Below are 14,982 nucleotides of genomic sequence, written 5' to 3' on the forward strand. Positions count from 1 at the left end.
GTGTGCGGGCCACACACACGGCCAAACATCCAGACGCAGGGGTCTATCGCAACAATGAGCCAAATTTTCATCGGACTCGCCGGGAATGGCGAGCAGCAATATCTCGATCTCAGCCGCGCCAATCGCCACGGTTTGATCGCGGGCGCCACCGGTACCGGTAAGACGGTGACCCTGCAGGGCCTGGCCGAGAGCTTTTCCGCCAACGGAGTTCCAGTTTTCGTGGCCGACGTGAAGGGTGACCTGTCGGGGATTTCCATGGCCGGATCGCCGACCTTCAAACATGCCGACAAGCTGGAAGAGCGCGCCGAAGAACTGGGCATGGAGGACTATGCCTATTCGGACAATCCGGCGGTGTTCTGGGACTTGTATGGTGAACAAGGCCACCCGATCCGCACCACGATTTCGGAAATGGGGCCGCTGCTGCTGTCGCGCCTGCTCGATCTGAACGATACGCAGGAAGGCGTGCTACAGATCGTTTTCCGGCATGCTGACGACAACGGACTGCTGCTGCTCGACTTTGGTGACTTGCAGGCGATCCTGGCCTGGGCGTCGGAGAACTCCAAGGAATTGTCGGGCAAATACGGCAATGTCAGCAAGCAGAGCGTCGGGGCAATACAGCGCCAGTTGCTCAGCTTTGAAAGCCAGGGCGCCGACCAGTTCTTTGGTGAGCCTGCGCTGGAAATCGACGATTTCCTCCAGTCCGACGAGCAGGGACGGGGTTACATCAACGTGCTTGCCGCCGACAAGCTGATGCGCAGCCCCAAACTTTACGCCACATTCCTGCTGTGGTTGCTGGCCGAACTGTTTGAAACGCTACCCGAAGTCGGCGACCCGGAGAAGCCCAAGCTGGTGTTTTTCTTTGACGAGGCACACTTGCTGTTCGACGACGCGCCCAAGGCGCTGGAGGACAAGATCGAACAGGTCGTCCGTCTGATCCGGTCCAAAGGTGTCGGCGTCTATTTCGTCACGCAGAACCCGATCGATATTCCCGAAGAGGTGGCCGGGCAGCTGGGCAACCGCGTGCAGCACGCCCTGCGGGCTTTCACCCCGCGCGACAAGAAAGCGATCAAGGCCGCAGCCGATACTTTCCGGATCAATGAAGATCTCGATGTCGAAGAAGCCATTACCGAATTGCGGGTGGGTGAGGCGCTGGTCTCGACCTTGCTCGAAGATGGTGCCCCCTCGATTGTCCAGCGCACATTGGTGAAGCCCCCGCGCAGCCGCCTTGGGCCGGTCACAGTGAAGGAACGTGCGATCATCAAGTCGATCAGCCCGGTCGAGGGCAAATATGATCAGGCGGTTGATCGCGAGAGTGCAGAAGAGGTACTGGCGGCCAAGGCTGTCGATGCCGCCGAAACCGCGCAGGAAGTCGAAGCCCAGGGTGAAGAAGAAGTTCGCAAGCGCCCGCGCAAGACCAAGAGCATGTGGGAAAAGGCCTTCAGCCGCGGTGCCAAGGTTGCTGCCGGTTCGGTTGCCGCAGTTGCCGCATCGGCGGTGCTGGGTAAGAAATCGCGCGCCAACCCAATGCGATCGGGCGTGACATCTGCAGCCGGTTCGATTGCCACTGATCTGGCTGGTCCGGTAGCGGGCCGGTTCGTGCGCAACCTGATCGGGGGCTTGATGCGTTAGCTTCCGGGCAGGCGTATTTCAGCGCGCAAGCCGCCACCGTCGCGATTTTGCAGCACCAGCTCTCCGCCATGCTGTTCGGCAATAGCGCGGGCGAGAGTCAGGCCCAGGCCTGCGCCGCCGGTGGCCCGATTGCGGCTCGCTTCCCCGCGCTGGAATGGCTCGAGCATGGCATCGATCCGGGCAGCCGGAATGCCGGGCCCCTGATCGTCGACCCGCAGGATCACGGCCGATCCGTCGCGCAACAGGGCAACCTCGGCGGCGCCAGCATAGCGTACGGCATTGGCAATCAGATTGCGCAGGGCCCGGCGCAGCCAGGTGACATGAACCGGCAGTACGATCCGCTCGCTTTGCGTTAGCGTCACGGGTTGGCCCATATCCTCGAATTCTTCGACAACGGCTTCGGCCAAGGCCCCGAGCTGCGCTGCCTCGGCATCTGCCTGCGCCCTTCCGATCCGGGCAAGGGCGAGGATATCGTCGAGCGAGCGTGTAATATCCTCGATACTGGCGGCCATTTTGGCGCGTTGCCCGTCATCCTCAACCGATTCGATCCGGACCCGCAGGGCAGCCAGCGGCGTTTTCAGATCGTGGCCGATCGCCCCCAGCATCACGTCCTTTTCATCCAGCATAGCAGTGATCCGGCTCTCCATCGCGTTGTGGGCCGCAATCAGCTGGCTGATGTCGTGCGGCCCGGCCGGCGGCAGCGGGTCGGACGCATCCTGGGTCCGCGCAAATTGGACGGTCCGCTTCGTCAGCGCCGCCAGCGGCCGTGTTATCCGTCGCAAAGCCACGTAAAGCACCCCGAGCAGGATCGCGAACAGGACCAGGGTCTGGGCGATAATGCCGCCTATCACCCGCGTTTCGCGCGCCGGAATGGGCACGCGGGCCACTTGCCATGTGCCGCCCTCTGCCCGTTGCATTCCGGCGACCAGCAATGTGCGGTCGGCCCAGCCCGGCTCGCGGGCAAAGCGCGGGTTGCGCTCGGCTCGCCGCTGCAAGACAGGATCATCGCCTGCGCGCCGGATGGTGACGACAAGGTTGGCCGGATCCACCCCTTGGGCCGACAGCAACTCCCGTAATTTTCCAGCCCGAACCGGCATGTTTGCTTCACCGTCTAGCAGGGGGTTGGTGTCGCTCATGCGTGGCCTGATCGGGCGTTCGCGCAGCCGGGCCAGATCGCCGCCATCCGCCATCCGGGCCATGGCGCGTTCCATACGCCGGATGCGGCGTTCGGGATCGACCAGGAGATTGATGGTCGCAGCATTGAAGACAGCGGCCTCGCGCCGGTTTTCCGTCCCGCGAAAGAGCAGCACGGCTGAGACCGCCTGTGCCACCAGCAAGGCGATCGCGACGGCGAGCAAAGTCTGGCCGAGCAGGCTTCTGGGCCACAGCCGCATGATCAGGTGCCTGCCTTGATTTCGTGCTGGGCCACGCGAGAGACATCGGCTGCAAAGCGATAGCCGCCACCGCGCACGGTCTGGATGAATTCGGGGCTGCGGCTGTCGGCCTCGATCTTGCGGCGCAGACGGCTGACCTGGTTGTCTACTGCGCGGTCGAACAAGTGGGCTTCGCGGCCCTGGACCATGTCGAGCAAGCGATCGCGATCCATCACGCTGCGGGGGTGATCGAGGAAGGCTTTGAGCAAGCGATACTCGGCCGTCGAAATTGCAATTACAGACCCGTCCGGATCGGTCAGCTTGTTTTTCAGAGGATCGAGATGCCAGCCCTCGAAGGCATAGAGAGCATCTTCCTCCGGCGTCGCAGAAGCGCGTCCTGCGCGGCGCAGGACCGATCGGATCCGGGCCACAAGTTCGCGTGGTTCGAACGGTTTGGTGACATAATCGTCGGCCCCGATTTCCAGCCCGATAATGCGATCGGTGGCTTCGCCCTTGGCAGTCAGCAGGATCACCGGAAGATCGCGCGCTTCAATCAGGTGGCGGGTCAGGGAGAGGCCGTCTTCCCCCGGCATCATGATGTCGACCAGGGCGATATCCGGTTTGGCATTCAGCAGCACGCTGCGTGCACCGGCTGCGCTTTCGGCTTCGGAAATGCGGAACCCCTGGCCGACCAGATACTCGGCCAGGGGTTCGCGCAGGCTCTGCTCGTCATCGACCAGCAGAATATGGACGGGTGCGGCTGAGGGGTCGCTCATGGTCGTCCGCCCCGCCTCTTTGATCTTACTGGCCGCGCCGCTGGCCACGCATGGCCTGGCGAGCAGCCCGGCGCTCGTCGCGGGTGATCGTGCCGTCGCCATTGGCATCGACGCGATCAAAACGGGCGAGGGCCGCGGTTTGGAATTCGGCCTGGGTCACCTGGCCATCCTGGTTGGCATCTGCGCGCTTCAGCATTGCGCCCTGGCCACCACCACGTCCGCCGCGCCCACCGCGACGCATCTGCTGGCCGCCACGGCGTTCGGCCCGTGCCTCGCGGCGTTCCTTGCGGTTTTCGCGCATTTGCTGGTGGGCAGTGGTGAATTCGGTTTCACTCAGGACACCGTCATTGTTGGTATCCATCTTGGCAAAGCGCTCTTTCATCTTTGCTTCGCGGTCGGCGGGATTGATCACGCCATCGCCATTGGCATCCATCTTGGCAAACCGTTCGGCAGTGCGCTCGGCAACTGCATCGCGGGTCATCGGGCCACGTTCGCCACGGTCAGCGGGCTGGGCCAAGGCGGCGCCGCCGGCAAGCAGCGAACCGGTGGCGAGGATCAGGGCAATTTTCTTTTTCATCTCAAAGCTCCGTTAGTCGAAAACAACGGAGCTGCGAAGCGGGTATCGGGGGAGGGGGAGAACCAATTGCAAGACCCGCCTCGCAACTCACACTCGCCCTTATAGGGGCGCTATGTCGCAGCACTTTGCCCGTTTCACAGAGAATTGTCGCGCATTGTATCAATCCGCGCTGTTCATTAATCTGTCGGAAAGTCTGAACGGCTGCGGTGTTCGGTCCCCTCGCCTGCGGTAATGAAAACAGCCGTAGCTTGCCCCGACACATCGGCGGTGTGCCATACGCCGGGCGGGTTGATGGCGTATTCGCCGGCTGTGATCGTGACCTGCTCGCGATGTCCGTCGGGGAATTCCTGAGTCAGTGTCATGGTGCCTTCGGTGCACAACACGACTTCGGCACCACTGGGGTGGACTTCCCAACTGTCCCAGTCCGCATCGAAAGTGTACATCGATACGAGCCGACCTTCGGGCCCGTCATCGCCATGGCGCGCACCATAGCCGGCATACCATTCCATTCCGTCGAAGGGCGGCTGGGGCATGGCGGTTGCGCCAAGCCCCAGGTGGATGAAGTTCTGCGCGAGCGTTTTTCCCCCGGCGGCCATCTCAGCCACTCGCCTGGGTCATGCAGAATACGTTGAGCTTGTTGCCGTCGGGATCGCGGAAATACCCGGCATAGAATCCGTCATCGCCGCGCGGCCCCGGCTCGCCTTCGTCGCTACCACCATTGGCCATTGCAGTGTCATAGATTGTCTTGACCATTTCGGGCCCGTCCACCTGCAGGGCCACCATTGTGCCATTGCCGACCGTTGCTGCCTTGCCGTCGAACGGCTGAGTCAGGGCGACGCCGGGCGCACCGTTCATGTCCCCCCACGCGATGAAGCTGTCGAATTCCATCATCCGGCCCACGCCCATGGCCTTGGCAATGGCATCGTAAAACGGCGCGTTCTTCGCCAGATCATTGGTTCCCAGTGTGACGTAGCCGATCATGTCCTGTCCTCCGCATATTGGTCTTTGGCCCGACTCGCCCAGCTCCAATGGCAGGCGACTCGGGAAAGAAGAACATTAGTGGAACATTGATCGGACGACAAGCACCCAGGCCGGTCCAGCCATCAAAGCGGCCGGGTCTGCTCCTCGAGCCACGCCAGCACTTCGCCGTTCATTTGCGGCGCCAGGAGCGCGCGCATCTCGGCGTGATAGGCATCCAGCCAGTCCCGTTCTTCGTTGCTGAGCAATGCCGGTTCGATCAGCGTGCGATCGATCGGGACCCAGGTCAGGTTCTCGAACCCGTACCATTCGCCCGCATCGGCCCCTGCGATGTCGCGCACTTCAGTCAGCACCAGGTTTTCGATCCGGATGCCGAACTCGCCTGCCTTGTAATAGCCGGGCTCGTTGGACAGGATCATACCGGGCAGTAGGGCTTCCATCGTTCCGCTTTGCGCGCCGCTGGTCTTCGCGATTCGCTGCGGCCCTTCATGGACCGAAAGGAAGCTGCCGACGCCGTGGCCCGTGCCATGGGCATAGTCGGTCCCGGCCTGCCACAGGAACTGGCGCGCCAGGCTATCGAGCTGGCCGCCATTGGTGCCGGCCGGGAAGGTCGCCATGGCAATTGCAATGTGGCCTTTCAGGACGCGCGTGAAGCGATCCTTCATTTCCGCCGTCGGTTCACCCGGCCCGACCCAGATCGTACGAGTGATATCGGTAGTTCCGGCAGGATATTGCCCGCCGGAGTCGCACAGATAGATACTGCTGGGCGGGATCGGGATATTGGTATCGTCGTCGACTTTGTAGTGCGGCAAAGCGGCGTGGCCTGCAGCAGCCGAAATCGTATCGAACGACGTGTCGCGCAGATCGCCATATTGCTGGCGGAATTCGAGCAGCTTGGCCGCAGCGGTCAACTCGTCAATTGTGCCTTTGGGCGCCTCCTGCCCCAGCCAGTGGAGATATTTGCACACGGCCACACCGTCGATCGCCTGGGCATCGCGGTGGCCCTGCACCTCGACCGGGTTCTTGACAGCCTTGGCCAGGATCGTGGGGTCACGCTCGCTCACCGGCGTTGCCCCGCCTTGCTCCAGCGCTAGCGAAATCGCCGCGACACCATATTCCGGATCGACTGCGACGCGCTTGCCCGAAAGCTCTTTCAAAGCGCCTTCGAATTCGTCGCGCTCGCGGATTGTCACGGCATTGCCGAGGTGCTGGCGCAGTTCGGGCGTGACCTTCTCGCCTGCGATGAACAGATCTGCCGTGCCATCCTCGTGGGCGACCACATAAGACAGTGCGACCGGCGTATGCGACACGTCGGTGCCGCGCATATTGAGCAACCACGCTACCGAATCGAGCGCCGAAATCACGGCAGCATCCAGCTTCTTGTCCTTCAGCCATTGCGCCACTTCGCCGCGCTTGTCGGCGCTGGAGCGGCCCGCCAGATCATCGGTCTGGATTGTCGCAACTGCAGCGGAAGGTTCGGGCCGGTCTTGCCAGACGGCATCGAGCGGATTGCCATCGACCGGGACCAGTTCTGCGCCCACATCGGCCAGCATTCTCTCTGCCTTCTTGGCCCAACCGCGCGAATGTAGCCAGGAGTCGTAACCTATCTTCATGCCCTGGCGGGCATTGGCCGCGAGCCATTTGACCGGGCTGGTAGCGGGGACCGACTGGTATTCGAACAGGCGTTCCTCGACCTGGTCGCGCACCTGCACGGTATAGCGGCCGTCGACAAAGATGGCGGCTCTGTCAGCCATCACAGCCGCGCTACCGGCCGAACCGCCGAATCCGGTCAACCAGCCAAGCCGCTGGGCGTATTCGCCGACATATTCGGACATATGTTCGTCACTGATCGGGATCACGAAACCGTCAAGCGCGCGCTTTTTCAATTCTTCGCGCAAGGCGGTCAGGCGGGCTTCGTGGGTCTGCATCAGCATGGCATCGATCCTTGGGTATTCGTGTGTGGGCACTTGTGCCGGTGTGGACCCTATCATAGGCCTTGTGCCAGAGGCTTTCCACCCGACCTTTCGGACCAGACGGATACTCCAACCATGAAACTTTCAACGACTGCCGCATTCGCCATCGCAGCCAGCCTGCTGGCAACACCTGCCATGGCGCAGCCAGCGGCCAGCCAAGAGGAACCTGACAGCGTGAGCAAAGTGGCACCGACTGCCCCTCCTGTCGCGGACAAGCGCGACCATAGCTATTCGTATCACGGCATCACGATCAGCGATCCGTATCACTGGTTGAAAGACCAGTCTTACCCGACTGTCGATGACGAGGACGTGCTCGACTACGTCAAACGCGAGAACGCCTGGTTCGAAGCAAAGATGGAGCCGCGCAAGGAACTGGTCGACGAGCTGTTCGAGGAAATGAAGGGCCGCATCAAGGAAGATGACAGCTCGGTTCCGCAAAAGGATGGAGACTGGGTCTACTGGACCGAATTCGAAGAGGGGAAGGAATACCGCAAATGGTATCGCCGCCCGGCTGCCAGTGCAGATGACAGCGATGACGCTGCCTTGATCCTGGACGAAAACCAGCTGGCAGAGGGCAAGGACTATTTCCGCCTCGGCGCGTTCTCCGTATCCGACAATGGCCACTTCCTCGCCTATTCGTCGGACGATAACGGTTCCGAACGATATACGGCGCGGATCAAGGACCTGCAGACCGGCGCACTCCTGGACGATGTTATTCCCGAGACTCTGTCAGGTCTCACATGGGTCGCTGGCGACACCATGATCGCTTATGGCAAGGCGAACGAGAATTGGCGGGTCGACAATGTGCGGTTGCACCGAATCGGCACCGACGTGGCCGACGATATCGAGATTTTCCGCGAGGAAGATGAAGGCTTCCGCGTCGGCGCAGGGCTCTCCGCGCAGGAAGACTGGCTGGTCATTGCCACCGGTGACAACGAGACCAGCGAAGTGCGGCTGGTGCGCGCCGATGATCCGACCGGAGACCAGATTCTGGTGAAGGAACGTCGCAAGGGCGTCGAGTATGATCTCGATATCCGGGACGGGACGCTGTTCATCCACACCAATGATGATCACATCAATTTCCGCTTGGCGACTGCAAGTCTGAATGCCCCGGGCGAGTGGTCCACGCTGATCGCAGGGTCTGACGAATTCTATCTAACCGACTTTGATCTCTACAAGGATTTCTACGCCACCGAAGGCCGTCTGGCCGGTCTCGACCAGATCCAGATCCGGTCATACGACGACCCCGCCAGCATCCGTCCGATCGCGTTCTCCGAAGCGAGCTATGTCGCCGGGCTTGGCAACAATCCGGAATATGATGTCGACAAGCTGCGGCTGACCTATGAAAGCATGGTCACACCGGATTCGGTATATGATTTCCATCTCGCCGATGGTCGGCTGGAATTGCTCAAGCAGCAGGAAATACCCAGCGGTTATGACGCCTCGCTCTACACCACCAAGCGGCTGACCATGACGGCACGCGATGGCACGCAGGTGCCGGTGAGCGTGTTGATGCGCAAGGATCGGCCCGACGGCCCGGGCCCGCTGCATCTCTATGCCTATGGGGCTTATGGCTACGCCGTGCCGCCCGGCTTTTCGACCACGCGTCTCAGCCTGGTGGATCGCGGGATGGCCTATGCGATTGCCCATATCCGTGGCGGCGATGATCTGGGCCGCAAATGGTACCTTCAGGGCAAGCTCAACGAACGCTGGAACACCTTCACCGATTTCGTGGATGTGGCCAAGGGCCTGATCGAGACCGGCTACACGGCTAAGGGCCAGCTCAGCGCCAGCGGTGGCTCTGCAGGGGGCGAATTGATGGGTGTGGTGGTCAACACCGATCCCGATTTGTGGGGCGCAGTGGTCAGTCATGTGCCGTTCGTCGATGTGCTGAGCACCATGCTCGACACCAGCCTGCCTTTGACGCCGGGCGAATGGCCCGAATGGGGCAATCCGATCGAGAGCAAGCAGGCCTTTGCCTATATCCTTAGCTACTCGCCCTACGATCAGGTGAGCGCGCAGGATTACCCGCCGATGCTGGTAACGGCAGGCCTTAATGATCCGCGCGTAACCTATTGGGAGCCGGCCAAATGGGTCGCAAAACTGCGCGACACCAAGACGGACGACAACACCCTGCTGCTCAAGACCAATATGGGGGCCGGGCATGGCGGCAAATCAGGCCGCTTTGCCTCGCTCTACGAGACTGCCGAGGAGTTCGCCTTTGTGTTGTGGCAATTGGGGCTGGAGGATTGACGGCCGGTGCCGATCCGCAATATCGTCCTTGATATCGGCAATGTCGTCGTCCCGTGGGACCCAGACGGCATTGTCCGCACGGCATTGGGCGACGAGCGCATGGCCGATCCAGGCTTCCGTTCCCCCTTGGCGGGCAGCGCAATCTGGCTGGCCGTCAATCGCGGTGAACACACCCTGGCCGAGGCCAAGCCCATGTTTGTTAAGGAGTACCAACTGACGCCTGCGGAAGTTGACCGGCTCTATACCTCGTTGATGGAAAGCATGGTGCTGATCGAGGATTCACAGGCGCTGATGCACGAGCTTGTGGCTGCGGGCTATCGCTTGTTTGCCATCACAGACAATGTTCACGAGATCGTAGCGCATCTGAAGGAACGCCATGATTTCTGGCCCATGTTCGAACACGCTGCGGTGTCGGCGGAATTGGGTGTGCTGAAGCCGGATCGCCGTATCTACGAGCATCTGCTTAGCGCCGCTGCGCTATCGCCGGCCGACTGTGTTTTCTTTGATGATGTCCCCGCCAATGCTGCCGGGGCCGAGGCGGTCGGCATGGTCGGCCGTGTCTTTACCGATGCTGCCGCTGCGCGCGTAGATCTCGCCGAACTGGGTATCACACTCTAGGCCGGCGATATGAGCGATCCGTTCCGCAAATCTTTCACCGCGACGCCGGAGCACATCGATGAGATGGGGCACGTCAACAATGCGGTCTGGGTGCAGTGGGTGCAGGACATGGCGACGGCGCACTGGGATGCGGTGGCCGCGCCGGAACATGTCCGTGACTTTGTCTGGCTCGTCGTCCGGCACGAAATCGACTATCGCGGCAACATTGCCGAGGGCGAGACTGTGACAGGCACCACATGGATACCAGACGATCCGCGCGGCGCGACATCGCTGCGGCGGGTGGATTTCCACGATCCGAGTGGCAAGACAATCGTTGCTGCCAGTACGACCTGGGCCATGCTGGACCGTGAAACGCAGCGGCTGGCGCGGGTCAGGCCGGAAGTGATTGCGCCATTCAGGGGTGAACAGGGGACATGAGATTATGACGACTTCACCGGTGTTTGCACCGCTCACGCTGCCCAATGGCACGACTGTTCCCAACCGCCTGTGCAAAGCGGCGATGGAAGAAAACCTTGCGGTCCAGCCGGGTCAGTCGCCGGGCGAAAAGCTGTTTACCCTGTACGAACGTTGGGCGCGGGGCGGGGTCGGCATGATCCTGTCGGGAAATGTCATGGTCGATCCGGCAGCGCTGACCGGCCCGGGCGGGGTTGTCCTGCAAAAGGGCACCGATCTCGCGCCGTTCAAGCGCTGGGCGCAGATCGGTAAATCCGGCGGCGGGCAATTCTGGCTCCAGATCAGCCATCCCGGGCGCCAGCTCTACAAGAGCATGGGTGAAACCGCGGTCTCGCCTTCCGACGTGGCGCTTGATCTGGGCAAATTCTCCTCGCTCTTCGCCGAGGTTCGGGCGCTCGAGGCGGATGAGATCGAAACCATCATTACCCGCTTTGCCGACACGGCCGGGCTGGCCGATGAGGCCGGGTTTGACGGTATCCAGATCCATGGCGCGCACGGCTATCTGGTCAGCCAGTTCCTCTCGCCGTTGACCAACAAGCGGACGGACGAATGGGGCGGGAGCCTGGAGAACCGGGCGCGCTTCCTGATGCGGATTGCAGAGGCTGTGCGGGCACGCGTCAAGCCAGGCTTCGGGGTCGGCGTGAAACTCAATTCGGCTGACTTCCAGCGCGGCGGCTTTGCCTTCGAAGATGCGCGGCAAGTCGTCGAATGGCTCAATGGCAAGGGGATCGATTTCGTCGAACTCTCGGGTGGGTCATACGAAAGCCCGGCCATGCAGGGCAATCCGCAAGAAGAAGGCGATGCGCCGAAGACCTCTACCGAAGCGCGCGAAGCCTATTTCATCGATTTCGCCCGCGACATTGCCAAAGTCGCGACCATGCCGATCATGGTCACCGGGGGTATCACCAGGCTGGCAACTGCCGAGGCGGCGCTGGCACAGGATGAGCACGGGTTTGGGGTGGAATTGCTCGGCATAGCGCGGGCCATGGCCAGCAACCCATTCCTGCCCCGCCACTGGCAAGAAGGGCACCATGCCGAAATCGAGCTGCCGCATGTCGGCTGGAAGAACCAGTCACTGTCAGGGCTGGCCACTATGGGGCTGACGAAGGCGCAGATCGAGCGGATGGCGCGGGGCAAGGCACCTGGTGACGGGGGCTCTCCTGCATTGGCACTGGCAGCAGACCAGTATCGTGCTGCCCGCCGGGCAAGCCGTTATCGCAAATGGCGCGCCAGTACCCGCTAAGCCGCGTTGGCGGCCTCGCGCCGGACATGGGCGACAAATGCGGAGAGCTTTTCCTTGACCGTCCGGTTGCGGCCCTGGGCCTTGGCTTCATAGAGCAGCCGGTCGACCTTGGCGTAGAGTTCCTCGAAAGCGATTTCGAAGCGCGTGTTGCGTTGAATCGAGATGACACCCATGCTGGCGGTCACAATCCGGTCGAGCGCGGCGACTTCGCGGGCAACGATTACGGGGATGGCCTGCCGCATTCGTTCGGCGCGTTCAGCTGCCTTGGCACCCCTTAACAACAGCATGAATTCCTCGCCCCCCAAGCGCACGGCCATCGTATCCCGGTCCGGGCGCAAGGCGATTGCTACCGCCTTGAGCACATCGTCACCAATCGCATGGCCAAACTCGTCATTCACATGCTTGAATTCGTCGAGATCGATCAGGGCAATGGTGTTGAAGCCTTCGCGCCGCAATTGTTCGAACTGCGGTTCGATCGCACGGCGATTCCCCAGCCCGGTCAGCGGGTCGGAGCTGGAGAGCGTATCAAGCGCGACTGCCTCCGCCCGGGCGAGGTCGCGCTCCTTCTTCAGCTTCATGAAGCGATAGCCGACCGCCATGGCGGTTGCGACCATTTCCGTCATCATGCCGATATAGAAAGCGGTCAGCATGTCGCTCGGCAGGGCAAGCGGGGTAAGATTGGTCAGGATCCGCCCGAGGATCGAGGCAATGATCGGCACCCAACCGATCAGGATGAAGAACCCTGCCCGGCTGCCCCGCCAAACTGATTGGAGGATCACGACAACAATCAGCGCAAATGGCACCACCACCCCGACTGCGTGGAGAGTGCTGCTGACAGGCCTGAGTAGCGGGATCGAAAGGGCGTGTAGGCCGGTCAGGATGATACACATCCACACCACCCAGGGAATCACGGCGGCGATCCGGGGTGCCAGTTTGCCCGGCTCGATGAATGATCGCATGAACATCAGCGAAGAAGCGATGGCCGCGGTCAAACCAGCGATCATCAGAAAGCGCCAGGCTTCGATCCCAACCGGCGCGATGATGTTGATCAGGCCGGAGCGGGTGAAAAGCAGCAGGCCGAAGCTTGCACTCATCGCCATGTGCCAGGGCAGAAAACTTTGCCGCAGGACATTGTAGAAAGTCAGATCAAACAGGATCGGCAACAGCACCATACCCAGCACAATGGCAATCAGGACCATGGTGCGCTGGGCCTGGGCAGTGCGGGCGGGATCGGCCTCGTGCAATTGCGCATTGAGCACGGTCGGGGCGTGGCTCGGCCGGTCAATGATGGCGATGACTTCGCGCGGCTTGCCCGCCGTTTCGGGCAGATTGGCAAGGATGGTTGGCCCTGTCGGTTGGCTTGTCATCTCGGCGGTCGAAAGAGTGCGGCTGGTCCAGCCCTGCTCATCTGTTCGCACGGCCAGGGTCAGGGCATCGAAGGTTCCCAACCGGGTTGTGAAGAAAAGGGGCGCGGGGTCTGCCACGCTGATCGCGAAGCGGACCAATACCCGCTCGGCCTCGCTATCGACCGGCAGTTTTGCAAGGCCGGATGGGCGGGTTGCGCAATGCCATTGCACATTGGCGTTCAGCAACGTTCCCACCGCGACATCCGCGGGTGCATTGGCCAGGCAGCGTGGTGCCTGCGGCGCATCGTCTGCCATTGCCGGACGTGCCGCCAGCAGGCCCAGCAGCAAGGCGAGCAAGAATTTGCCAAGGAATAGATGGCCCCGGTCCATCAGGGCGATATAGGCTAAAGTTCTTATATGGTTCTTAAGGCCAAACCGGTTTTTGGGTAATATTCGTGCGCGTTACTTGCACGGTATCAGTCTTGTGAAGCCTTACGCGAGCACGTCGGCAACCGGGGTGTAGTCATAACCCAATTCGCTGGCCACCGCTTCATAAGTCACGGCACCATCGTGGACGTTGAGACCTTCTGCCAGATGCGGATTGGCGCTGAGAGCGCCTTTCCAGCCGTGTTTGGCGATCTGCAGAGCATGGGGCAGGGTAACGTTGTTGAGCGCATAGGTGCTGGTGCGGGCAACAGCGCCCGGCATATTGGCCACGCAATAATGCACAATATCGTCGACCACATAGGTCGGCTCAGCATGGGTGGTGGCCTTGCTGGTTTCGAAACACCCGCCCTGGTCGATGGCGACGTCCACCAAGACAGCGCCCGGCTTCATTTCCTTCAGCAATGCGCGCGTGATCAACTTGGGCGCAGCGGCCCCGGGGATCAGCACGGCACCGATAACGAGATCGGCCTGGCGCACGGCGTCTTCCAGGTTAGTCTTGTTCGAGAACCGGGTACTGGCGCGGGATTCGAAGAAGGTGCCAACCTTTTCGAGGACTTCGGGATCGCGATCGAGAATCTCGACGTCACCGCCAAGGCCGACAGCCATCTGCGCGGCATTAAATCCGACCACGCCGCCGCCAATCACCACGACTTTGCCCGGCAAAACGCCTGGAACTCCGCCGAGCAGCACGCCGCGCCCGCCATGGGCCTTTTCGAGGGCCGTCGCGCCGGCCTGGATGCTCATCCGTCCGGCAACCTGGCTCATCGGTTTGAGCAACGGCAAAGTTCCACCCGGCCCGGTGACCGTTTCATAGGCAATCGCAGTCACGCCTGAGTCGACCAATTCGCGGGTCTGGTCGGGGTCCGGCGCGAGATGGAGGTAAGTGTACAGGATCTGGTCCCGGCGCAGCTTGGCCCGCTCTACCGCCTGCGGTTCCTTGACCTTCACCACCATTTCACACTCGGCGAAGATGGGGTCGGGTCCGTCGACGATCTTCGCCCCGGCAGAGATATATTCGGCATCGGTCGCCCCGATTCCGAGACCGGCACCCGTTTCCATCCATACTTCGTTGCCGCGTCCGACCAGCTCGCGCGCGCTCTCGGGCGTGAGGCCGACGCGATACTCGTGATTCTTGATTTCCTTGGGGCAACCGATGCGCATGGTGGGGGTCTCCTGAGTCTGCCGGCTCGTTACAGATGTAACCAATTTGCCGCAACCGCAGCATGGATGTGGATTGTCACGGAACTGACATATGCGCGCAATGTCAGCGTCACAAACCTGACCTAGCGCGCATGTGTCTGACATATCCAGGGATT

The 14,982-nt window shown here is 61.6% G+C and carries 13 protein-coding genes; 5 read left to right on the plus strand and 8 right to left on the minus strand.

Annotated features, from left to right (window positions below; genetic code table 11):
• Positions 1-54 precede the first annotated feature (54 nt).
• A complete protein-coding gene (locus ABD653_RS10475; RefSeq protein ID WP_160778624.1) occupies positions 55-1,629 on the plus strand; it encodes a helicase HerA-like domain-containing protein in 1,575 nt (524 codons plus the stop codon).
• Here ABD653_RS10475 and ABD653_RS10480 read toward each other — a convergent pair.
• The 6 genes from ABD653_RS10480 to ABD653_RS10505 all read right to left on the minus strand — a co-directional run bounded on the left by ABD653_RS10480 (position 1,626) and on the right by ABD653_RS10505 (position 7,267).
• Positions 1,626-3,023: a sensor histidine kinase gene (locus ABD653_RS10480; protein ID WP_160778625.1), complete on the minus strand. Its 1,398-nt coding sequence runs from the start codon at positions 3,021-3,023 to the stop codon at positions 1,626-1,628. The genes ABD653_RS10475 and ABD653_RS10480 overlap by 4 nt on opposite strands.
• A gap of 2 nt (positions 3,024-3,025) precedes the next feature.
• Complete coding sequence (locus tag ABD653_RS10485) at positions 3,026-3,778, minus strand: response regulator (RefSeq protein WP_160778626.1); 753 nt, start codon at positions 3,776-3,778, stop codon at positions 3,026-3,028.
• Between the two features lie 25 nt (positions 3,779-3,803).
• Positions 3,804-4,355, minus strand: a complete 552-nt coding sequence (locus tag ABD653_RS10490; protein ID WP_160778627.1) for an EF-hand domain-containing protein — start codon at positions 4,353-4,355, stop codon at positions 3,804-3,806.
• Positions 4,356-4,531: 176 nt separating this feature from the next.
• Positions 4,532-4,951, minus strand: coding sequence for a cupin domain-containing protein (locus ABD653_RS10495; protein ID WP_160780346.1), 420 nt, complete (start codon positions 4,949-4,951; stop codon positions 4,532-4,534).
• 1 nt (position 4,952) lies between these two features.
• A complete protein-coding gene (locus tag ABD653_RS10500; protein WP_160778628.1) occupies positions 4,953-5,336 on the minus strand; it encodes a VOC family protein in 384 nt (127 codons plus the stop codon).
• A gap of 122 nt (positions 5,337-5,458) precedes the next feature.
• Positions 5,459-7,267 carry an aminopeptidase P family protein gene (locus tag ABD653_RS10505; RefSeq protein ID WP_160778629.1) on the minus strand — a complete coding sequence of 603 codons (1,809 nt, stop codon included), beginning with the start codon at positions 7,265-7,267 and terminating at the stop codon, positions 5,459-5,461.
• A 114-nt stretch (positions 7,268-7,381) separates the two neighbouring features.
• On the opposite strand from ABD653_RS10505, the gene ABD653_RS10510 reads away from it, so the two are divergent.
• Genes ABD653_RS10510 through ABD653_RS10525 form a run of 4 tightly spaced genes read left to right on the plus strand, consistent with a single transcriptional unit; the run spans position 7,382 to position 11,873 of the window.
• Positions 7,382-9,559, plus strand: coding sequence for a S9 family peptidase (locus ABD653_RS10510; RefSeq protein ID WP_160778630.1), 2,178 nt, complete (start codon positions 7,382-7,384; stop codon positions 9,557-9,559).
• Positions 9,560-9,565: 6 nt separating this feature from the next.
• A complete protein-coding gene (locus ABD653_RS10515) occupies positions 9,566-10,177 on the plus strand; it encodes an HAD family hydrolase (RefSeq protein ID WP_160778631.1) in 612 nt (203 codons plus the stop codon).
• 9 nt (positions 10,178-10,186) lie between these two features.
• Entirely contained in the window at positions 10,187-10,594 is a 408-nt protein-coding gene (locus ABD653_RS10520; RefSeq protein ID WP_160778632.1) for an acyl-CoA thioesterase, read from the plus strand.
• A gap of 4 nt (positions 10,595-10,598) precedes the next feature.
• Positions 10,599-11,873, plus strand: coding sequence for an NADH:flavin oxidoreductase/NADH oxidase family protein (locus tag ABD653_RS10525; protein ID WP_160778633.1), 1,275 nt, complete (start codon positions 10,599-10,601; stop codon positions 11,871-11,873).
• Here the strand turns inward: ABD653_RS10525 and ABD653_RS10530 are convergent.
• Entirely contained in the window at positions 11,870-13,609 is a 1,740-nt protein-coding gene (locus ABD653_RS10530; protein ID WP_160778634.1) for a sensor domain-containing diguanylate cyclase, read from the minus strand. The two genes, ABD653_RS10525 and ABD653_RS10530, sit on opposite strands and share 4 nt — an antisense overlap.
• A 102-nt stretch (positions 13,610-13,711) precedes the next feature.
• Complete coding sequence (gene ald, locus ABD653_RS10535) at positions 13,712-14,827, minus strand: alanine dehydrogenase (protein ID WP_160778635.1); 1,116 nt, start codon at positions 14,825-14,827, stop codon at positions 13,712-13,714.
• Between the last annotated feature and the right edge of the window lie 155 nt (positions 14,828-14,982).

The sequence above is a fragment of the Parerythrobacter jejuensis genome (assembly GCF_039536765.1).
Lineage (GTDB): Bacteria > Pseudomonadota > Alphaproteobacteria > Sphingomonadales > Sphingomonadaceae > Parerythrobacter > Parerythrobacter jejuensis.

What these genes read in the sequence shown, in the direction of transcription:
- ABD653_RS10475 (WP_160778624.1), top strand. Translation starts at nt 55, where the DNA reads ATGAGCCAAATTTTCATCGGACTCGCCGGGAATGGCGAGCAGCAATAT.
- ABD653_RS10480 (WP_160778625.1), bottom strand. Translation starts at nt 3,023, where the DNA reads ATGCGGCTGTGGCCCAGAAGCCTGCTCGGCCAGACTTTGCTCGCCGTC.
- ABD653_RS10485 (WP_160778626.1), bottom strand. Translation starts at nt 3,778, where the DNA reads ATGAGCGACCCCTCAGCCGCACCCGTCCATATTCTGCTGGTCGATGAC.
- ABD653_RS10490 (WP_160778627.1), bottom strand. Translation starts at nt 4,355, where the DNA reads ATGAAAAAGAAAATTGCCCTGATCCTCGCCACCGGTTCGCTGCTTGCC.
- ABD653_RS10495 (WP_160780346.1), bottom strand. Translation starts at nt 4,951, where the DNA reads ATGGCCGCCGGGGGAAAAACGCTCGCGCAGAACTTCATCCACCTGGGG.
- ABD653_RS10500 (WP_160778628.1), bottom strand. Translation starts at nt 5,336, where the DNA reads ATGATCGGCTACGTCACACTGGGAACCAATGATCTGGCGAAGAACGCG.
- ABD653_RS10505 (WP_160778629.1), bottom strand. Translation starts at nt 7,267, where the DNA reads ATGCTGATGCAGACCCACGAAGCCCGCCTGACCGCCTTGCGCGAAGAA.
- ABD653_RS10510 (WP_160778630.1), top strand. Translation starts at nt 7,382, where the DNA reads ATGAAACTTTCAACGACTGCCGCATTCGCCATCGCAGCCAGCCTGCTG.
- ABD653_RS10520 (WP_160778632.1), top strand. Translation starts at nt 10,187, where the DNA reads ATGAGCGATCCGTTCCGCAAATCTTTCACCGCGACGCCGGAGCACATC.
- ABD653_RS10525 (WP_160778633.1), top strand. Translation starts at nt 10,599, where the DNA reads ATGACGACTTCACCGGTGTTTGCACCGCTCACGCTGCCCAATGGCACG.
- ABD653_RS10530 (WP_160778634.1), bottom strand. Translation starts at nt 13,609, where the DNA reads ATGGACCGGGGCCATCTATTCCTTGGCAAATTCTTGCTCGCCTTGCTG.
- ald (WP_160778635.1), bottom strand. Translation starts at nt 14,827, where the DNA reads ATGCGCATCGGTTGCCCCAAGGAAATCAAGAATCACGAGTATCGCGTC.